We start from the raw sequence: 20,666 nt of genomic DNA, 5'->3' as shown, positions 1-20,666 counted from the left end.
TTGATATGATATCGAATCGATTACCCCAAAATTTGTAGAGAGTTTTTGGGAAGTGGTGAATTGGAATTTTGAAAATGAAAACTTAAGATGATATGAGTGAAGTATGTATAAAGCATATAGCAAACTATTGGAAGGCGAAGACAACAATATCCAATAGACTATTCAATCAAGGTAAATTTAAAGAAGCATTATTGGGATATAAGGATGCACTTTATAGAGCAGAAGTTCTTAATATGAATCAGGAAGATTGTATTCGTGATAAGGTTCCTTTTATGCAGATATATATCATTTCTTACAATAATTTAGCAAATGTCTACAAAGAGTTAAAACAACAGGAAGAAGCCGAAAATACACTTAAACGGGTTGTGTATTACCTTTTATATTTGGTAGGTACTGATTGTATAGATGTCAACGAGATTCAAAAAGAACTTAAACGAGCTACAGTAAGTTATCTTGATTTTGTAGAAAAAAATGGAGGTGACAAAACACAGAGAGAAAAGCTGTTTCCGATCTTAAAAAATCAACTTACAGAGCTATGTTAGTATAAAATACACTTAAAATCAATATGATATTCCTATTCTAAAAACTGCTATTCCTGTATAGCTAATTTTAGAATAGGAGAGTTGTAAAGAAAAATGACAACTAACTTCTTACCGTATCTGTATTAATAATTTAATAACAATCCATTTTGAGTTGCCCTTTATTTTGATAATAACTTAACGGTTTATTATTAACCTCTTTGCAGATTCCATCCAAAATGGTGATAACTTCTTTTTGCATTGCGATAGATCCACAAATAAGAATAACTCCTTTTTTATATAGTGTTTTTGCAATTAGGTGTGTATTTCTTTTTAGCAAATGCTGTACATATATTTTTTCTTGCGTTCTGGAGTACGCTGGGTAAAAAGCTGTTAATTTGTTATTTTTAATACCATCTTGAATTACTTCGTTATATAAATCAAGAGATTTTTCATTTCGACCACCCCAAAATAAGTAGGTATTCCCTTTTTGGCTTCTATTATTTATCATTCCCAAAAATGGAGCAATACCAGTTCCGTTTGCTATCATTACAACATTTTTGGTGTGTTTAGCTAAATTAAAATCTGGATTTCGTTGTATTGAGGCTTTAATAATGTCTCCTTTGTTAAGTGTACTAAAGTAAGTTGAACATATACCAAACTCATGTTTTTTTATACTTAGAAAGATATCATTATCAATTTTTCCAATAGAATACAGACGTTCTATATGATCATTTTCTGGGCAAAAACTCAATAAGTCTCCTGATGTAAAAGGTATTTTCTTTTCTGAACGTAACCGTAGTAGAAATGTAGCATCAGTATTTAATAGTGATCTGTTCTCTACAACAAAAGATGTTTCTTTTTTAGAGTGTTCTCTCTTGGGAGATTCTTTTAGTTGTATGGGGACTCCTGTATTTTTACTCCATTGTATAGACCAGTTTTTAAAAGCCTCAAAGGATTGATTGTTTATTTTATGTACATCCATAACCGGTTCAAAAGAGGGGAGTGACTGTAGTTCTTCATTAATATCAATGGCGTATTTACAATAATCTGGATACGCCAGAGAACCAAAGCCTAATACAGTATATAAAATCTCGCTTTTAGGCTTAACTTTCTTTAATAGAGATACAAAATTCTTAGCATTTGCAGGAGGTTCACCTTTACCATACGTAGCAGTCAATATGATAAGATGTTTTGCTTGTTGGTATGAAGTGTATTTGTTTAACTCTGCAATAAAAACAGTTTTATTCTGGTCTAATAGTGAATTATAGAAAATTTTAGCAAGATCAAAAGTATTTCCGGTTTCAGAACCTACCAAAATGATATACTCAGATTTATCCTTATGATACTTATTTTTGAGAATAGAACTTTTCTTTCTTCGTTTTATCGTCATTAAGAACCCTGAGTAAATAAAAAACAAAATAGAGCAACTTACTATTCCTAATATTATAGACCACAAAATACTGCCTTGTCCAGTATGTAATATTAAACTCCAGTGAGAAGCTAGAGCAACAAATGGATATTCTACGGTACTTACTACATGACCTGTGAGTTGATTTACAACCAGTTCTTTATCCGATAATTTCACATAAAAAAAGTCTTCTGCATCATCAGAAAAAGGAAATTCTACGGATCTTACATTTTTTAGTGCTATTTGATTAAAAATAGCAAAGTCATTAATTTGTTTTTGAGGAGAAGTTTTTATGTTGTCATAATCTATAAGGTGTTCTGTATTATATGAAGGTAATAATGAAAACTTTTCTAAAGAAAGGTATACACCAGTTGCAGCTACTATAATAATAGGGATAAGCGTAAGTCTTCCAACTACTATATGATAATATTGCTCAAAATTTTCTTTTATGACTTTAGAAAAAAGACGATGAATACCCTGTTGTCTTTTGATAATAAGTAATAGACCGGTCAGGGCTATCAAAAACAATAGAAACGATATAAGTCCGACAAAAAAACGACCAGTACTTTTTAAGAATAAAGAGCGATGTAAGTTTGTTGCAAATTTAAAAATAGGCGCTTTTTCAATTATATCTCCCAGTTTTTTTCCTGTATTGGGATCTATATAAAAGGTTTCATTTTTTCCTTCATTGGTTATCACCGAAGCAGATACAAAATCATTATTATCAACTTCAATTGATATTACTTCATCGTATTGTTCTTGTAAAACCGTTATGGTTTTTGCCAATGTAAGGGTTGCTGTGTCTTCTATAGCATACGGTTTTATTTGGTTCGATATAGGTTCGAAAGCCAAAATAATTCCTGTTACAGCTGCAATTACTATAAAAACAAAAGAAGATATAGCCAAAGCTAGGTGGCTATATCTCCAAATTGAAATGGTCATTCAGTTAGTTTATTATTGTGGCATCATACGAACATAACGTATAAAACCTTTTCCTTCAACTTTACTTTTTACGGTTTGAGATGTTAGGTCAAATTCAACATCATTTAGGTAGTATTCCTGATCTTCTACTGCAGACTCAAAACGTATTTTGTAACCCGTATCGATTTTATCAGATTCGATTTCAATAACACTGATTGTTCTTCCACCACCGCTTACAGTGGCTCCTGTTATGGCATCGATATTTGGGCGTCTTTTCCCGTAGAATTTCCACCAATCTATAATGTCGTGATACCATTCTTCATCATCTCCCAGTACATACAGGGTCTTTTCATAATTTCCTTCAGGGTTAATTAGAGAAATAACAATATATGCTCCTTCTCCAGTATAATTGGTCATTTGAATCATACACTTATAAGTGTTACTTTCTTTACCATTCGTAAAACCAAATATGGTGAAAATAGCAAAAACAAATACTGGAAAAAATTTAAAAATGAGTGCTCTTTTCATCTTATTTCAGGAATTTAATATTTACGTCATTGACTTTTAATATTTCATTTTCACTTGCTAAATCAAAGACAGATTCTTCAAAGTTTGTTTTTATAGTTTTATCTGCACCAATAGATAACAAGTATGATAATATTTTATCATTTTTGGCAGTCATTGCAGCTTTATGTAAGGCTGTAATTCCTTCCAGGTTTTTGGCATTAATATCTATATCATATCCGTAGCTATGAATTGTTTTAAGCAAGTCTAAGTCATTTTTATCTACAGCCAAGTGATATATTGTATTACCATCTTTTTGTGATAAGCTAAGGTCAAGCCCATTTTGCGTTAACACTTCTTTTTTAGCCTTAAATAAATCTACTTTACCTGGCTTATAAGACTCAATTAAATAATATCCCAAATGGTTTCCTTTAGCATCTATTAGAGATAAATTCGCCTTTTTTTCAATTAAAAAAGTAATAACATCGAGAGTATTGCTTTTAATAGCATGAGATAACGCAGATTGCCCATTTTTATTTACTTTATTTAGATCACTTGTGTTTTTTGCTAATAATTTTATAGCATCAAGTGAGTTGCTATGAGCAGCATTTAATAAAGGAGTATTGCCTTTATGGTCTGCTTGATTAACATCAACATTTTTATTTAAGAAATAGTTTAAAACATCAAAGTTTTTATTTCTATATGCTAAAGAATGCAATGGTGTTACTCCGTTCTTAGTGGTTATATTAGGTTGAATACCCAGGTTTTCCAGATAAGTGAAAAAATCTAAAGAATTAGGACCTTTACGGGTTCCTTGGCTAGCAAAAATCATAGCATTTCCGCCCTGCTTATTCAATTCTTTATAAGAGATTCCTTTTTTTATTAGTTGGTCTAGCATTTCTTTATTACCGGTGCGAGCAGTGTAATTGAAAACACCATTTCCATCATTATCAGTACTATTCAGATCTAATCCTTTAGCGGTAAAATAATCTACTAATGTAAAATCTTTTAAATAAGGAGTTAGTAATAGTAGCGCATTTGCTCCATGCTCGTCTCTATCATTTTTTATGTCGATCCCATTTTCAATGCATAACTCATATATTTCTTTATTGGTTTGACCTGTAGCAGCAGCAAAGGTTAATACCGAAAATTTATGAGAATCAATTAAGTCCATTCTGGCATTATTAGCTATCAGATGCTTCATTAGTTCTACATTGTTAGCATATGCCGCCCAAAAAACGTATGTTCTTTTATCATGGGTTAATTTATTGACATCGTTTCCTTTTTTAGAAAGTAAATGTATTACGGATGCATTAGGGGCTTTTTCCAAAATAGCATATACCACAGCATCAAATCCATAAGGATTTAATGCTGATGGGTTATTGCCTTCAGAGATTTTTTGCTCTATGATATCAATGCTCGGGCTTGTCTTCCAGAATTCTCGGTCATGAAAAACATTTTTGGTCTGAGCTTGTAACATAGTCACAAACAAAATAAAAACAAGTATTACTTTTGTTTTATTCATATTTTATCGTCTTAAAATTTATATCGCAACGTTGTTCCGAAAGTTGCTGGCTGTATTCTATTAAGATAAACCGTACGATAAGCATTAAAACCTACTTCATCAAAAGCATTATTAGCAAAAACATCTAAACTAACGTTAGTGTTAAATTGGTAAGATGCTTGTACGTTTACCGTTGTATATGCTTTTAGGTCAAAAGGCTTTTGGTCAGGTTGAACCCCGCCATGAGTGTAATCTCTTGACCATACATTATGAGGTCTTTCTCCTAAATAGTATGCTCCAGCGCCCAAAGATAATCCTTTTAATGAATTGGTAAAGGCATATCGTGCCCATATATTAGCTGTATGCTTAGGAGTGTTTATAGGGCTAGAATTATAGTAATAAGATACGTGATCTTTGTATTTTGCATCCAGGTAAGAATATCCTCCGATGATTTCCAGATTCGGTAGTACTCGACCAATCAACTCTACTTCAACACCATTTCTGGTATCTTCACCTCCTTTTAGATAATATCCAAGAGAATTACCGGCATTATCGATTGCTTCTAAGTTTAGATTCTTACTACTAGTTAAAAAGTAAGTAACATTAAAACGTAAAGCTTTATCAAACCAGTTAGACTTAACTCCTGTTTCGAATTGATCCCATCGTTCTGTACCCAATTCTTCGCCATTAATATCTCTGTAAAAAGATGTCATAGGATTAGAAGTACTAGCGTAAGAACCAAAAATGATAATATTTTCATTTGGCTTAATGTTAATTCCTGCTAAAGGATTGATGGCATCATCTCGTTTTGCACCAGTTAAGCTACGTCCGATAAAATTACCTTTTGTTCTTTCTAAAGATGTGTATCGCAATCCTAAAAATACATCAACCCATTTTGTAAAGGATACTTTGTCCTGAATCGTAAAACCAAAGGATTTTGTTTTGGATCCTGAAGCTCTGGCAGGATTAACCGTTAATGAGATATTTGATGGTAGGATATTACTTATTGGTTGGGTTACATCTATGATATCAACAAATGGATCATCACCTGGATAATTGGTTGTGTAAGCCGTATTGTCAAAATTTGTATTTCTGTAATCTACACCGACCTGGAACGTATGCTTTAGAAATCCTGTTTCGATATCTTTACCTACCAAATCAATTTGAAGAACACTATTTTTATCGCTTCTTCCACCACCATAATACTCTCTGTATCTTTGAGTATTTGATAGTTCAGGTAAACCAGATCTTCCACCTCCTTCAAATGCATAGGCTCCCTCATTATAGGTTTCTAAGTCAGAAGCAAAATAGCCAGCTTTTATGGTTAAATCATCATTTATTTCTCTTTCAAGTCTTACGGCATAAGTACTGTTTACAGAAGTATATCTGTCTGATTCGAAACCTAAAAATTTAGAATCTGGTAATTTCAAGATGTTATTAGTGCTATAATCTCCCAGGTTGATTGTACCCTGATCTGGAGTTGTGCTAAAATCTGTATAATCCATTTCTAAAACTATAGACGTTTTATCATCTGGTCTCCATGCCAATGATGGATTGATGTAAAAACTCTCTGAATTTACTTTTGCTCTATAACTATCTGCTCTATCATAAGAACCAGCTACTCTAAAAGCGATTGTTTTTTCTTTATTCAATGGACCATAAAAATCAAAAGTGGGTCGTGCTTTTCCGTAACTACCAGCTCTTAAGGTTACTTCACCACCACTATAAAACTTTGGTGTTTTAGTTACTATGTTAATAACTCCTCCTGCAGAACCTAGATCTCCTCCCAGACCTTGACTAATAGCAGAAACACCTTTTAGAACCTGGATGTTATCTACACCAGCCATATCAGTAACAACGCCAACCCCTCTAAAATCAGAGTTAATTCTAACTCCATTTTTTAGTATGGGAATACCTCTGTACCCTCTTAAAGACATACTTTCTCTAATGTTTCCGTAGGTGGCAAATGTATAAACACCTGCTACGTTTTTGGTAACATCACTTAAGGTTAGTGCATTTTGTTGATCAATAAGCTTATTAGACAAGATTGAGATACTTTGTAATTGCTCATTAGGTTTTAAAGGAAGCCTGGTTAATGTTTCCAGTTTTTCGGCTCTTTTTTCTCTCGACCCAAAAAGTTCAACTTCTTCTAGTTGGGTATCATTTTGTAAAACAAAAATGATTCCTGAAACATTTCCGTTTACTTCAATAGTCTGTACAGTTTTTGTATGACCTACTGATCTGGCTATAACTTCATAGGTCGCATAAGGTACATCGTTAATTGTAAATGTACCATCACCACCAGCTTCGGCACCTAATCTAGTACCTTGAAGTGATATGGTAGCATAGGGGATAGGTTCATTAGAACTGTTTTTTACCACTCCCTGTAGTGTAGCTTGACTATAGATCAAATTTATACTACATAAGAATAGTAGTATTAGGGGTAATTTTTTGTTGACTGACATGTGGTTGTATTATATTTATTTATTAAAGGTTAGTATTAGTATTTGATTGTTTTTTTATTGTGTTACAAAAGATTCAATCACTTTATTAATATCTTCTTTTTTGGTGTATTCATCAGAAAATAGATGTTTGTAAAGTGCTTTGTTATCTACTTTAGCTTCTAGTACCAAATTGGTATTTCTACCATAGACTTTTTCCCATTTGTTACGTACCAAAGCCCATTTTTCATTGTTTTCTTTCCACCAATCTGCGGCTGCTTTACATTTGCTGTCATCTACTTTTACATAGGTGTTATATCCTTTTTCTTTGGCAAGGAGTACATCTTCTTTACCAGCTTCACGAATTACTTTATCATTGTTTTGATCATGTACCCAACCGTTTTTGGTGATTTCATGTCTGTTTCCTCTAACGGTAATATTATAATCACTTCTTATGGTGTATTCTCTTCTTGGTAGCGGTGCATCAGTAGTATTTTCCCAAAAGCTTTTTCCATCTACATGAACCCAGGTAGCAGAGCCTTCATAACGAGGACTGTCATCTACTTGAAATACCTTTTGTGTCCATTGCCCTTTTACCTCAGAATCTGATTTCTTTTCATAATTCCAGGAATTGTTTCCATTAAACATGTAAAAATCTGTGTTTTGAAAGATCCAATCTTGTCTCCAATGTTTTACAATATGAGGTTTTGATGGGTCTCCAACTTGTAATAAATGTTGGATCGAAACTTTGTTTTTATCATCTTCAATTAACTGAGCCCATTCTAGCGCTTTAGCAGTTTTAGATTTTGAAGGTTTATAAAGAGAATCGTTGCTGTACTGGAAAGTTTCAGCAAAGTTAAAAGTCACTTCGTAGCAGCCACACATCTTTTTTATGGCGTTTTTGTCTTGCACTTTTTTGTTCTGCGCATTAGTAGTAAATACAAATACTAATAATAAAAGCGATGAAAATGTAAATCGTTTCATTTGTGAATTTTTAAAAAATTATCAATTCTTATTTAGATTGAATTAAAATAAGATATTATATTTGCTGCAAATTTATTAAGAATGAATCTAAATAAAAGCAAATTTTTGTTATTTTTTTTGTTATTTTTTTATAGCATCATATTTGCTCAAAAAAATGAAGTAAAAAAAGATTCTGTTAAGACAGAAAAGCTTGAAGAAGTAATAGTTACAGGGCAGTATTCTCCCCAGTCAATAAACAAATCAGTTTTTGAAGTTAAGGTGATTAGTAGAGCTCAGATAGAGCAACAAGCTGGTAATAACCTTGCCGATGTATTAAATCAGACATTAAATATTAATATTATCCCAAGTGCGTCTACAGGAAAATCTGCCGTACAATTGTTTGGGTTAGATGGTCAGTATTTTAAAATATTAATTGATAATATCCCGGTAGTTAACGACGAAGGTCTAGGAAACAACACAGATTTAACCCAAATGAATCTGGATGATATACAGCAGATTGAAATTGTAGAAGGGTCGATGGGAGTGCAATACGGTGCTAATGCAGTCTCTGGGGTTATTAATATAATAACCAAAAAAAGCAGCAAATATAAGTGGGAGATAACCCCTTATATACAAGAAGAAACGGTTGGAGATGAATATGGGTTATTTGATGAAGGGAGGCACATACAATCTATAAAAGTAGGACACAAAATAACCGATAGATGGTATGCCAATGCAATATATACCCGAAATGATTTTGCTGGCTTTTGGAGTGATAAAAAAGGAAAGCATCATGATCTGAACGATGGTAAAAGAGGATATTTGTGGCTGCCAAAATTGCAAAATACGGCTAAAGCTTTACTGAGTTATAGAGGGGATAATGCATTTAGAACCTTTTATAAGTTTGAGTATTTTAATGAAAATATAGATAGGTTTTCAGAACAGGTAGATCCTAATTATAATCCATCTACACAAACAAGCGACCCTATTGGCGATGATCTTGTTTTTACATCAGAACGTTTTTATCATCATCTTAATTTTTTGGGAAAATGGAAAGATGGCTTTAATTACGATATCTCTTTATCATATCAGCAACAGAAAAGAAATGTAGAAACTTTTAGGTACAGAATTAAAGCAAGAGAAAAATTTGATGTACAAGAATTCGAGTACGAATCAAGAAAAGTATATTACTCTAAAGGAAACTTTAGCAACTTTTTACAAAACAATTCTTTTGATTTTCAACTGGGTTATGAGGTAAATCATATTGATGGGTATGCCTCCAGCACTTCAGGAAGTTTTGATGGAGAGAATATAAAAAGAGAATTAGGGTCTTATGATTTTTTTGGTTCCTCAGAGATTAATGTCAATGATAAGTTTTCTATCCGCCCTGGTGCAAGACTATTGACCTCTTCAGTATTTGATCCACAAGTGGCAGTCTCATTAAGTACCAGACATCGATTTGATAATGGTTTGGAAATAAGAGCAGTAGTCGGTTCCTCTCCTAGATTACCAAATTATGCAGAACTGTATACTTATTTTGTTGATGCGAATCATGATGTAAGAGGAAACGAAAACCTGGAACCAGAACAAGGAACTTCTGTTTTTCTACATCTCAAAAAAGGTTTCGATTTAACAAACGATGGAGCATCTAAACTATTAAGTAAACTTTCTTTAAACTATCTAAATGTTACTGATAGGATTGAACTTAGTGTTGTAAACCAAATACCATTACAATTTAAGTACATCAATATAGATTCTTATCGAACCATTGGTGCATTTTTTAACAATACCATGAATTACAAAAACTTAAAAGCTAATGTAGGGATTGGTTTTGCAGGAGAATCAAAAGTTTTAGATAGTAGAGTCCTGCATAATGATGACTATTTGTATAGGATGCAGTTCAATGCAAATGCAGCGTATTATGCAAAAAAACTGGGCATGGTCTTCTCTGCATATTACAAATATAATGGTCCTTCACAACAATTTGTACAGCGACAAAATGAAAATGATGAAACTGTATTAATAAGAGGAAAACAAAGCGACTATAGCTGGCTAGATGCTTCTGTACGCAAGAACTTTTTAGATAAAAAAATACAGCTCACTCTTGGAGCTCGTAATTTATTAGATATAACCGAAGTAAATACCACTGCCTTAGAAGGCGGTGCGCACTCTGGACCACCATCAACCTTATTGCTTGGTTACGGAAGGTCCTATTTTTTAAAACTAGTATATAATCTTAATTTTTAATTGACAAGTCACAATGAAAACAAATTTAATTTTTATTAAAGCTTTACTACTACTCTTTATAGTCAGTGGATGTAGTAGTGATGATGATACCACAATACAGGAGTTTGCTGTAGCATTCGAGAACCCCTCAGTAAGTTTTTCTACTACAGATGAAAACAAAGAGGTAAAGATTGTTTTTTCAAGTAAAGCCCCACAGGCTGGAAATGTAACTGTAAATTATACAGTAGAGAATGCCGTGTATGGCGCTGATGCAGATTTTACTACGGTACCCTCTGGAGAAACAGGGAGTATTACTGTAGCATTTAAACAAGGGGATAGTGATGTTTCTTTTACTATCAATAAGTTAAAGAACCCTATCGAAGGTGTTACTCAATCAGTATCATTCTCTTTAGCAAAAGTAAGTGTTCTTAATAGTATTATGAGTGGTAATACTAATTTGGCTGTTAGTTTTACAGAGTCAGCAGCATTGGGAGGAATTATTTCTCCAAAAGTTGGAGGTGCCAATGAACCAAATCAAGTATATGTAGATCTAAGTGCTCAAAGTCAGGTAGATGTACTAAGAGACAGTTGGGATCTTGGTTTCTATGGAGGTAGCGAGTTTAGAGTTAGCATAAATGGATCGATATTTATGGGTGCTGCCCAATTGGATGCAACCGATATTAATACTGTTAAAGAAGCCGATGTAACAGCTATTAAGGATCTTATAAAAACAAGTGCTCCTAATACAGCGCAATATTTTGATGGTCCAACAGGAGAGATTACCAAAACAGTTATCGCAGAAGTATCAGAAACAGATGCCGAAAATAAAGTATACCTTCTAAAACTAGGATTTGAAGTATCTACTAAAGCTGCAGAAGTTGGAGGTGTTGAGCTTAGCGGAGATTTAAGAGGGTGGAAAAAAATAAGAATCCTAAGAAGTGGTGATGATTACGTATTGCAGCATGCTGATATAGCTGCAACTACTTTTGAAGAAATTAAAATCTCAAAAGATAGTGACTATAACTTTAGGTTTTTTAGCTTCAATACCAAGAATATTGTAGATGTTGAGCCTAAAAAAGAAAAGTGGGACTTAAATTTTACAGTTTTTACTAATATTTTGGATTTTGGAGGAGGAAACCTTGGAGGATATGGATACTCTGATTATGTAGTTACTAATCTTAAAGGAGGAGCTAATTCTTACATGGTAATGACCGCAGATTTTACATATGAAGATTTTACATTAGCCAATGTTAATAATGCCAATTTTATTGTAGATCAAAGAGGAATCGGAAGTAACTGGAGAAGCGTGTTTACTGGATCCGTAAAAGACGATAGATTTTTTGTTGTTAAAGATACCGATGGTAATTTATACAAGATAAGATTTAACGCACTTACAGATGATAGTGGCGTTAGAGGAAATCCAAAATTCGAATATACCTTATTGCAGTAGTTTATTTTCTTGATGCATTTTATAGTTAAAATGCTATTGTTATCCCTCTATGTTCTGTAGCATAGAGGGATTTTTGATTTAGCATAAATCATGGATTATATATGTCAGTGAAAATAACAGATAGTGAGATGTTATCTTTTATGGAAGAAGAGAAGTTGTAAGGGGCTTTTGAAGCGATCCCGAGGTGGTTCGAGCTGATACAATCACGCTTCAGACCACCTGCTTAGGTAGTTCGAGCCGATAAAAGCATGCTTCGATTTGATCCCGAGGTACTTCGAACCACCTATATAGGTAGTTCGAGTTGATAAAATGGTGCTTCGATTTGATAAATTATCAAATCGAAGCGTGAACCTATCAAATATATTCGATAAAGTATCGGCTCGAAGCTATACTTTATCAAAAACAATCGTCAAATTATCAACTCGAAACGATAAACTATCAGCTCGAAGCGGCAATCTATCAGCTCGAACCACCTCGGGATCAAAAAGAATCCTCACAATATGGGATATACCCCTTGCAATGAGGGGTAGTGGATATGATTTTAAGGGGTAAGCTAATATAAAATCCTATGTCATGATTAGTACTTCAAAACACCTCGGTAGAAATGGTAAAAGATATCTTAATCTCATAAACATATCGATAATTGTTTTTTCCTTTAAACAATAATAAATAGTTTTGTTACAAATCATTTCGATAAGGACTTATGGCAATAAATACACAAAAAATACCGGTAACTATTATCACTGGATTTCTGGGATCTGGTAAAACAACTTTGATCCATCAAATCGCTAAAAATGCTAATGGCAGGCGATTGGCAATCATTGTTAATGAGTTTGGAGAGTTAGGAATGGATGGAGAAATTCTAAAAGGAAATGATTGTGGATGCGAAGAAGAAAACATTCTCGAACTAAGCAATGGATGCCTTTGTTGCACTGTGCAAGAAGAATTTCTACCCACCATGCTTCAATTAATGGAGCGAAAACAAGATATTGATCACATTATTATAGAAACTTCTGGTTTGGCTTTGCCCAAACCACTATTAAAAGCCTTTAACTGGCCTGACCTAAAACCTCAGATTACGGTAGATGCAGTAATCACTGTAGTAGATTGCGTAGGGCAGGCAACAGGTGAAATATGCGATCGTGATAAAGTACAGTCTCAACGATTAGATGATGAAAATCTGGATCACGAATCTTCTATCGAAGAATTATTTGAAGATCAATTGTCTTGTGCAGATTTGATTATAATGACCAAATCAGACTTGATTAATGAAGCAGAGTATAATCAGGTAAGAGATATTATTCAGAATCGGGTAGGATCAAAAATCAAGCTGATCTCTGCAGTAAAAGGAGATATCCCGGCAGATGTATTACTAGGAATAGATGCAAAAGCCGAAGATCATGTAGATAGTAAGCATTCGCATCATGAAGAACATCACCACCATCACGACCATGAAGAGGGACATCATCATCACGATCACGATCATGACGATGATATAAATTCTATTGTTATAGAAGTCAAGGCTCAACACACTCCACAATTGCTAATAAAAGCACTAAAAGAGATGGTGGATGAGCATCATATCTACAGAATTAAAGGAATTATTCATGTGCCAGGTAAACCAATGCGTATGATTGTTCAGGGAGTAGCCGATAGATTCGAAAACTATTTTGATAGAAAATGGAATGAAACAGAGATCAAAGCTACACGCCTGGTCATTATCGGAGAAAAACTTGACGAGCAGAAGATCCAGAAAAATCTGGAAGAAAAATTAATGATAGGAGTAGAAGCGTAGAAAAACAGTTTCTAACCCTTTACAAAAGTATTTTAACTATAAATTCGTACCCTTGAAAATATACACAAGAAAAGGAGACACAGGTAAGACTGGGGTTTTTGGAGGAAAAAGAGAATATAAAGATTCTCCCCGTATAGAATGCAATGGAGCCCTGGACGAGGCAAATTCTACTATCGGATTACTACGTGCAAAATTAGGTAATGATCATGAGTGGCAGCCTAATCTTCATAAAATCCAAAAAGACTTAATGGATATGATGTCTCACCTTGCGAGACCATCAGATTCTAAAAAAGAAAATCCTAATCCAAGACCTGTAGATGGAGCAGATTTTTGTGAACAATGGATGGATGATATGGAAGCCAAAATAAGTTCTCCTTCGGATTATTTTTTACTACCTGGAGGAAATGAAATATCAGCATTATGCCACGTATGTAGAACCCAGATCAGAAGAGGAGAACGTAGATTAGTTACTTTAATGCACGAAGATCCCGAGTCTGTAGAAGAATATGTAATTGCCTATGTGAATAGATTGTCTGATTTATTCTTTACTATGGCAAGAGCCGAAATGGATAAAGCAGGAGTAGCCGAAGAGAAATGGCAACTGTTTTTATATAAAAGAAAAAAGAAAAGAACAACATAGTTTTGCATACAATTCATGGAATAGCTTTAGGTCCCGGAGATCCGGAACTAATCACCTTAAAAGCATTACGGATATTACAAGAAGCAGATCTTGTTTTTTATCCCGGGTCTATTACCAAAGATCAAAAAAAAAGTTTTGTATATCCCATATTGCGATATCATAAGTTAGAAGAAAAAAAGCTGGTAGGTTTTTTTCTTAAAATGTCGAATAATCGAGAAGACGCCACAGAAACATATGCAGCAACAGTAAAAAGTATTGGAGAAGCGTACCGTTCAGGAAAAAAGGTAGCAATCGTATGCGAAGGAGATATTAGTCTATATGCTTCTTTTTCATACCTGCTAGAACAACTTCGAGAATTACAGTTCCCGATATCTTTGATACCGGGTATAAATTCTTTCTCCCTGGGAGCGGCACAACATCAGGTTCCATTAAGTTTACTCAATGACAAGATCGCTATCATACCCAGAGTCAAGGATATTAAAGAAATTAATCAATGTTTTCAAGAATTTGATACAGTAGTATTGATGAAAATACGTTCAGGTTGGAGTAATTTTCATTCAGAACTAGAGAAAAAAGATTGGAAATGTTATTATTGCGAACGCTTAGGAACCGATGAAGAGTATATTACTACAGATTTAACCACCCTGACAAGTAGAGAAATCCCTTATTTCTCATTACTTATCATCAAAAAATAAGTAAAGAAGCGATAATCACTATGCTATGTAGTATAAAAAATTGCGTAGATCATATCAAACAATAAAATAAAAAGATCAAATGATCAAAGTTGTAGGGTTAGGCCCAGGACATTCAGATTATATCATCCCAATGGCTACTCAGGCAATTTCTGAAGCCACCGTAGTAATTGGATATCATTATTACTTTCAATTTATTCAACATTTGGTTCATTCTGATGCGTTGTGTATAGGAAAAGAACTTAGTGAAGAAGAAAAAAGAGCAGAAATAGCAATACAGCACGCCTTAGAAGGAGAACGTGTTGTAGTCATAGGTTCTGGCGATGCCAGTATATATGCCATGGCATCTATAGTATACCAGAAAGTTGCAGAACAACATCTGGATATCCCCGTAGAAACAGTACCAGGGATTTCTGCATTTATTACCGCAGGAAGTAAGTTAGGAGCGATATTAGGACATGATTTTTGTTGTATCTCGTTATCAGATTTGATGACTCCATGGACAACCATTCAAAAACGTATTCATGCTGCTGCAATGGGAGATTTTGTAACGGGGTTGTATAACCCCAGAAGTAAAAAACGCTATTGGCAACTTCAGACATTAAAAAACATTTACCTGCAATATAGACCCGCGGCAACACCGGTAGCCATATGTAAGCAATTAGGTAGAGTAGAAGAAGATATTAAAATCACCACTTTAGGGGATCTGGATGTGAATGATGTAGATATGTTTTGTGTGGTGCTAATAGGCAATAGTCAGACATTTAGATATAAAAATCATTTAATTACTCCAAGAGGATATTTAAATAGAAAACCAGAAACAGGAGTAGAAATACAACAAGCCAGTTTTGCAGAAATCCTAAATGCTATTCCACAAAATACATTGCCAAAAGATACATTATGGGCAGCGATACGATGCATACATACCTCTGGTGATTTTGAATATATTAATTATGTACAAGCTTCGCAGAATGCCATTACTATGTGGCATGATTATTTGAAAAAAGGTGGAACAATTGTTACCGATGTCACCATGGTAGCAGCAGGAATTACAAAAGCATATACTACCCAATATAATAATGAAGTAGTTTGTTTATTAAATGATAAAGAAACATTGCAATTAGCAAAGGATGAAGGATTGACAAGGTCGCAGGCAGGAATAAAATTGGCTGCAAAAAAATATCCACAAGCACTATTTGTTATCGGCAACGCACCCACAGCTCTGATAGAAATAGCCGATCAGATTCAGGAAGGAACCTTATCTCCAACAGGGGTTATCGGGGCACCAGTAGGATTTATTAATGTAATAGAATCCAAAGAGAGGCTAAAAACAATTGAACATATACCATATGCATTAATTACCGAAAAAAGAGGAGGAAGTAATTTTGCCGCCGCTATTGTTAATGCAGCTTTTACTCTAGACGAAGCTAAAATGTAAGAATATATGAAAGAGCAACCCCAACGTACATTTACTAGCCAGGAGCAACAATTGTTAGAGGAGATCATGATGCATCGTAGAGATGTTAGGGGAAATCATTTTTTAGACACTCCAATCCCTGAAGAGGCAATAGATACTATTATAAAATCCGCATTAGTCGCTCCGTCGGTTGGATTTTCACAACCCTGGGAATTTGTTCTGATACGAGATCAAAAAACAAAACAAGCCGTTAAAGCAACTTTTTCTGAAGAAACAGAACGAGCAGCCTTGCAATTTGCTGATCAAAAGCAAAAAGAGTATATCAAGCTTAAGTTAGAAGGTATTTTAGAAGCTCCTCTCAATATTGCAGTATTCTATAAACCCAAAGAAGGACCGGTTCTGGGGCAAACCAGTATGCCAAATATGGGAAAATACAGTGTAGTGTGTGCTATACAAAATATGTGGCTTATGGCACGATCATTAAACATAGGAATGGGGTGGGTAAGTATTCTGGATCCCGAAAAAGTAAAAAAAGTACTTCGAGCTCCAAAAGAAAACCAGCTGGTAGGATATTTGTGTTTTGGGTATACTGATATGTTTTATAACCAACCCGAACTTGAATTGCGTAAATGGGATCGTAAAAAACTTCAAAAAGAAGTCGTTATTCAGGAAAGGTATATATAAAGTCATTAACATGTGAAATTTTTTCTTTTCTATTGTTTCGATGTCAAACTGAGCTTGTCGAAGTTTTTTAAACATATGATTTTCAAACGGATTTCGACAAGCTCAATCTCACAATAGTAAAATGAATAGAAAACTAAAAATTAGATTTAATCAAACTTTCGGAAGCTAGTGATATGAAGTAATTTCCTGAACTATAAAATATGATACTAAAATTATGATGACCTTTTACATTATAGGAATCAGAAATAAGATACCACTTTTTACTGAAGTACAGAAAGAGCGTATTTTAAATACAACTATATTTAGTGGAGGAAAGCGGCATCATAACTTAGTAAAAGATCTACTTCCTGAGGGATACCAATGGATTGCAATAGAATCCCCTATGATCAAAGTGTTTGAAGCCTATGAAGGAGTAACAGAAACCATTGTCGTTTTTGCTTCGGGAAATCCACTGTTTTACGGGTTTTCTAATACATTAAAAAGTAAATATCCACAAGCTGAAATAATAACGGTACCTTATTTTAGTTCCATTCAATTGTTGGCAAATGCAACAAATACAAATAGTAATCAGTTACAAACAGTAAGTGTTCATGGTAGGAGCTGGAAAGCTTTGGATAGTATTTTAATACAGCAACAAGAACTTATTGGTGTACTTACCGATACAGAAAAAACACCTGCCCATATTGCAAAAAGGTTGATGGCTTACGGGTATGATAACTATACAATGATTGTGGGTGAAGATTTGGAAGGAGAAAAAGAAAAAATAAAGAAATTAACCCTTTCTGAAGCCGCTATAGAAACGTTTCATCCTTTGAATTGTATTCTGTTAAAAAAGACGCACCATAGAAATATAGATTTTGGAATAAAAGATAAAGACTTTTTGGGATTACCAAACAGACCCAAAATGATTACCAAAATGCCTATTAGATTAACAACATTACATTTTTTGGATATTCTTAATACCAATACGTTATGGGATATAGGTTTTTGTACAGGATCTATTAGTATCGAGGCCAAACTGAAGCATCCTGATCTAGAAGTAATAGCTTTTGAAAAGAGACCAGAATGCGAGGCTATTATGGTAGAAAATCAAAAACGATTTGGAGTTCCGGGTATTCAAACAGTTATGGGAGATTTTTTTGATCAGAACTTAGAAGAATATTCCAAGCCTGATACCATTTTTATAGGAGGGCATGGCGGTAGATTAGAAGAGTTGTTTGTAAAAATGGTTCCTGTATTACAACCGCACACAAGTATAGTGATCAATGCTGTTAAAGAGAGTTCTATACAAACGTTTAAAGAAGGATGTGCCAAAATAGGATACACGATTACAGAAGAGTATATTGTAACCCTTGATGCGCACAATCCAATTACATTGCTCAAAGCAATTCGTAAATAGAAAATTCATTTTGAAGGATATTTTTCTAATATAGGATCAATTTATGTAGGTTTGCCGTATGGAAATAACTTCACTTGTCACTGGAGGAGCAGGCTTTATAGGTTCGCATGTAGTGAACCATTTACTAAAACAAAACCACAAAGTTGTAGTCTTGGACGATCTTTCTGGAGGAGTACAAGAAAATGTAAATGATGCAGCAATATTTTGTGAAGGTTCGATTCTTGATGTTGATCTGATCAATACACTATTTGAAGAACATAAATTTAACTATGTATACCATTTGGCAGCATATGCCGCAGAAGGACTAAGCCATTTTATCCGCAATTTTAATTATCAGAATAACCTGATTGGTAGTGTTAATCTTATCAATGCATCTGTTACATATGGAATCAAATGTTTTGTGTTTACATCTTCTATAGCCGTTTATGGGACAAATAGCTTACCCTTGGTAGAAACACAGTATCCACAACCAGAAGATCCATACGGAATAGCAAAATACGCTGTAGAGCTTGATCTGATAAACGCCAACAAAATGTTTGGTATGGATTATATTGTTTTCAGACCTCATAATGTATATGGTATTCATCAAAATATTGGAGATAAGTATCGTAATGTGGTAGGGATATTTATGAATCAGATTCTGGAAGATAAACCTTTGACTATTTTTGGAGACGGAGAACAGACAAGAGCCTTTACTCATATCGATGATGTTGCACCTTACATTGCCAATGCCGTAAATGTACGCGAAGCATATAATAAAGTTTTTAATGTAGGAAGTGATACCGTATATTCTGTAAAAGAATTAGCAATAGCTGTGTGCAAAGCAATGCAGTCGAATCTAAATATCAAACAATTAGAAAAACGAGAAGAAGTGATACATGCCTATGCCGATCATTCAAGTTTTAATGCTGTTTTTAAGCCAAAAACTCTTACTGATTTAGAAACAGGACTTTTAGAAATGGCAGCATGGGTAAAAGCATACGGATCACGGTCTAGCAAAGAATTTCAGAATATTGAAATAACTAAGAAACTACCCGCCTCTTGGAAAAAAAAATCAGGACAATGACAAAACAACCACTAGTAACCATTATAATGGCAGTTAAGGATACTGCCCCATATTTACGGGATTGTTTGGATTCTATATTGGCTCAGACATATAAAAATTGGGAGCTTATTGCTGTAAATGATCACTCATCAGACGATAGCCCAAAAATTTTACAGGAATATGCCAAAAAAGATTCCAGAGTTCGGTTTTTTAATAGTGATCGACCTAAGTTGATTCCAACATTACAGGTTGGTTATGCAGAAACCAGGGGAACGCTGATTAATAGAATGGATTCTGATGATAAGATGCCCGAGTATAAAATTCAGGTACTTGTCGATGAATGGAGTAAATATGGAAAAGGAACAGTGATAGCTGGAGGAACCGAGCATTTTGTGGATCAGGGTGTTGTGGGTGATGGTTTTATAAAGTATGAAAAATGGTTAAATGAGGTGGCAAGAACAAGCACTCATTATCAAGAGATCTATAGAGAATGTGTTATCCCTTCTCATTGCTGGTTACTACATAAAGATGATTTTGATGCTGCCGGAGCTTTTGATCCTATCATTTATCCAGAGGATTATGATCTGTGTTTTAGATTTTATAGATTAGGATTAACTGTGGTTGGGATAGACAAAATCTTACATCACTGGAGAGATAGATCCAATAGAATTTCTCGTACATGGGCAGAATATAAAGACAATCGTTATTTTGATCTTAAAATGCGTTTTTTTTATGAGTTAGATAGAGACAAAACACGACCATTGGTTTTATGGGGGGCTGGAAGAAATGGAAAAGATATGGCTAAACTCTTGCAGTCATATGATGATAAGTTTCATTGGGTATGCGATAATGAAAGAAAAATAGGAAAAGATATTTACGATGTACGATTAGAACATTACAATGATGTTAGAACAATAGAAAATGCTCAAATCATTATTGTTGTAGCATCTCCAGATGGGAAAAAAGAAATAGAAGAGATTCTTCTTTCCTGGGGTAAAAAAGCAGTTGCCGACTTTTGGTTTTTTGCTTGATGTTTGGTGCCAATTATCTCCATAA

16 protein-coding genes are annotated in these 20,666 nt (G+C 34.1%); 11 read left to right on the top strand and 5 right to left on the bottom strand.

Annotated features, from left to right (window positions below; translation table 11 throughout):
* Window positions 1-92 precede the first annotated feature (92 nt).
* Window positions 93-542 carry a tetratricopeptide repeat protein gene (locus tag C1X07_RS19865; protein ID WP_103071786.1) on the top strand — a complete coding sequence of 150 codons (450 nt, stop codon included), beginning with the start codon at window positions 93-95 and terminating at the stop codon, window positions 540-542.
* A gap of 130 nt (window positions 543-672) precedes the next feature.
* Here the strand turns inward: C1X07_RS19865 and C1X07_RS19860 are convergent, their stop codons facing one another.
* The 5 genes from C1X07_RS19860 to C1X07_RS19840 are packed head-to-tail and all read right to left on the bottom strand — an operon-like array spanning window position 673 to window position 8,283.
* Window positions 673-2,871 carry a PepSY domain-containing protein gene (locus C1X07_RS19860; RefSeq protein ID WP_103071785.1) on the bottom strand — a complete coding sequence of 733 codons (2,199 nt, stop codon included), beginning with the start codon at window positions 2,869-2,871 and terminating at the stop codon, window positions 673-675.
* A gap of 12 nt (window positions 2,872-2,883) precedes the next feature.
* The gene (locus C1X07_RS19855; RefSeq protein ID WP_164914207.1) at window positions 2,884-3,378 is read right to left on the bottom strand and encodes a DUF2271 domain-containing protein; all 495 of its coding nucleotides are present in this window, start codon (window positions 3,376-3,378) and stop codon (window positions 2,884-2,886) included.
* A gap of 1 nt (window position 3,379) precedes the next feature.
* Window positions 3,380-4,879 carry an ankyrin repeat domain-containing protein gene (locus C1X07_RS19850; protein WP_103071784.1) on the bottom strand — a complete coding sequence of 500 codons (1,500 nt, stop codon included), beginning with the start codon at window positions 4,877-4,879 and terminating at the stop codon, window positions 3,380-3,382.
* A gap of 11 nt (window positions 4,880-4,890) precedes the next feature.
* Window positions 4,891-7,323 (bottom strand): TonB-dependent receptor, encoded by a 2,433-nt coding sequence (locus C1X07_RS19845; protein ID WP_103071783.1) that lies wholly within the window; start codon window positions 7,321-7,323, stop codon window positions 4,891-4,893.
* A gap of 54 nt (window positions 7,324-7,377) precedes the next feature.
* Window positions 7,378-8,283: a DUF6607 family protein gene (locus tag C1X07_RS19840; protein WP_103071782.1), complete on the bottom strand. Its 906-nt coding sequence runs from the start codon at window positions 8,281-8,283 to the stop codon at window positions 7,378-7,380.
* Between the two features lie 81 nt (window positions 8,284-8,364).
* Between C1X07_RS19840 and C1X07_RS19835 the strand changes: the two genes are divergently transcribed.
* The 10 genes from C1X07_RS19835 to C1X07_RS19790 all read left to right on the top strand — a co-directional run bounded on the left by C1X07_RS19835 (window position 8,365) and on the right by C1X07_RS19790 (window position 20,641).
* Window positions 8,365-10,509: a TonB-dependent receptor plug domain-containing protein gene (locus tag C1X07_RS19835; protein ID WP_103071781.1), complete on the top strand. Its 2,145-nt coding sequence runs from the start codon at window positions 8,365-8,367 to the stop codon at window positions 10,507-10,509.
* 13 nt (window positions 10,510-10,522) lie between these two features.
* Window positions 10,523-11,938 (top strand): HmuY family protein, encoded by a 1,416-nt coding sequence (locus C1X07_RS19830; protein ID WP_103071780.1) that lies wholly within the window; start codon window positions 10,523-10,525, stop codon window positions 11,936-11,938.
* A gap of 703 nt (window positions 11,939-12,641) precedes the next feature.
* Window positions 12,642-13,733 (top strand): cobalamin biosynthesis protein CobW, encoded by a 1,092-nt coding sequence (gene cobW, locus C1X07_RS19825; RefSeq protein ID WP_103071779.1) that lies wholly within the window; start codon window positions 12,642-12,644, stop codon window positions 13,731-13,733.
* A gap of 52 nt (window positions 13,734-13,785) precedes the next feature.
* Window positions 13,786-14,373: a cob(I)yrinic acid a,c-diamide adenosyltransferase gene (locus tag C1X07_RS19820; RefSeq protein ID WP_103071778.1), complete on the top strand. Its 588-nt coding sequence runs from the start codon at window positions 13,786-13,788 to the stop codon at window positions 14,371-14,373.
* A 2-nt stretch (window positions 14,374-14,375) separates the two neighbouring features.
* Window positions 14,376-15,068, top strand: coding sequence for a precorrin-2 C(20)-methyltransferase (gene cobI, locus C1X07_RS19815; RefSeq protein ID WP_241507296.1), 693 nt, complete (start codon window positions 14,376-14,378; stop codon window positions 15,066-15,068).
* Window positions 15,069-15,147: 79 nt separating this feature from the next.
* On the top strand, window positions 15,148-16,503 hold the full coding sequence (gene cobJ, locus C1X07_RS19810; RefSeq protein WP_103071776.1) for a precorrin-3B C(17)-methyltransferase: 1,356 nt from the start codon (window positions 15,148-15,150) through the stop codon (window positions 16,501-16,503).
* Window positions 16,504-16,509: 6 nt separating this feature from the next.
* Window positions 16,510-17,166 (top strand): 5,6-dimethylbenzimidazole synthase, encoded by a 657-nt coding sequence (bluB, locus tag C1X07_RS19805; RefSeq protein ID WP_103071775.1) that lies wholly within the window; start codon window positions 16,510-16,512, stop codon window positions 17,164-17,166.
* A 214-nt stretch (window positions 17,167-17,380) separates the two neighbouring features.
* The gene (gene cbiE, locus C1X07_RS19800; protein WP_103071774.1) at window positions 17,381-18,565 is read left to right on the top strand and encodes a precorrin-6y C5,15-methyltransferase (decarboxylating) subunit CbiE; all 1,185 of its coding nucleotides are present in this window, start codon (window positions 17,381-17,383) and stop codon (window positions 18,563-18,565) included.
* Window positions 18,566-18,623: 58 nt separating this feature from the next.
* Window positions 18,624-19,631, top strand: coding sequence for an NAD-dependent epimerase/dehydratase family protein (locus C1X07_RS19795; RefSeq protein WP_103071773.1), 1,008 nt, complete (start codon window positions 18,624-18,626; stop codon window positions 19,629-19,631).
* Complete coding sequence (locus tag C1X07_RS19790) at window positions 19,628-20,641, top strand: glycosyltransferase family 2 protein (protein ID WP_103071772.1); 1,014 nt, start codon at window positions 19,628-19,630, stop codon at window positions 20,639-20,641. The genes C1X07_RS19795 and C1X07_RS19790 overlap by 4 nt, the downstream gene beginning before the upstream one ends.
* Window positions 20,642-20,666: the final 25 nt, after the last annotated feature.

Origin of the sequence: Aquimarina sediminis (assembly GCF_002895435.1) — a bacterium.
In the GTDB taxonomy this organism is placed as follows: domain Bacteria; phylum Bacteroidota; class Bacteroidia; order Flavobacteriales; family Flavobacteriaceae; genus Aquimarina; species Aquimarina sediminis.
Note: the sequence above shows the minus strand (reverse complement) of the source record. Positions and strands in the feature narration are given on the sequence as shown.

Coding starts and splice junctions, on each gene's coding strand:
- bluB (WP_103071775.1), top strand. CDS start 16,510: ATGAAAGAGCAACCCCAACGTACATTTACTAGCCAGGAGCAACAATTG.
- C1X07_RS19850 (WP_103071784.1), bottom strand. CDS start 4,879: ATGAATAAAACAAAAGTAATACTTGTTTTTATTTTGTTTGTGACTATG.
- C1X07_RS19860 (WP_103071785.1), bottom strand. CDS start 2,871: ATGACCATTTCAATTTGGAGATATAGCCACCTAGCTTTGGCTATATCT.
- cobW (WP_103071779.1), top strand. CDS start 12,642: ATGGCAATAAATACACAAAAAATACCGGTAACTATTATCACTGGATTT.
- C1X07_RS19790 (WP_103071772.1), top strand. CDS start 19,628: ATGACAAAACAACCACTAGTAACCATTATAATGGCAGTTAAGGATACT.
- C1X07_RS19865 (WP_103071786.1), top strand. CDS start 93: ATGAGTGAAGTATGTATAAAGCATATAGCAAACTATTGGAAGGCGAAG.
- C1X07_RS19835 (WP_103071781.1), top strand. CDS start 8,365: ATGAATCTAAATAAAAGCAAATTTTTGTTATTTTTTTTGTTATTTTTT.
- C1X07_RS19840 (WP_103071782.1), bottom strand. CDS start 8,283: ATGAAACGATTTACATTTTCATCGCTTTTATTATTAGTATTTGTATTT.
- C1X07_RS19795 (WP_103071773.1), top strand. CDS start 18,624: ATGGAAATAACTTCACTTGTCACTGGAGGAGCAGGCTTTATAGGTTCG.
- C1X07_RS19830 (WP_103071780.1), top strand. CDS start 10,523: ATGAAAACAAATTTAATTTTTATTAAAGCTTTACTACTACTCTTTATA.
- C1X07_RS19855 (WP_164914207.1), bottom strand. CDS start 3,378: ATGAAAAGAGCACTCATTTTTAAATTTTTTCCAGTATTTGTTTTTGCT.
- cobJ (WP_103071776.1), top strand. CDS start 15,148: ATGATCAAAGTTGTAGGGTTAGGCCCAGGACATTCAGATTATATCATC.
- C1X07_RS19845 (WP_103071783.1), bottom strand. CDS start 7,323: ATGTCAGTCAACAAAAAATTACCCCTAATACTACTATTCTTATGTAGT.
- cbiE (WP_103071774.1), top strand. CDS start 17,381: ATGATGACCTTTTACATTATAGGAATCAGAAATAAGATACCACTTTTT.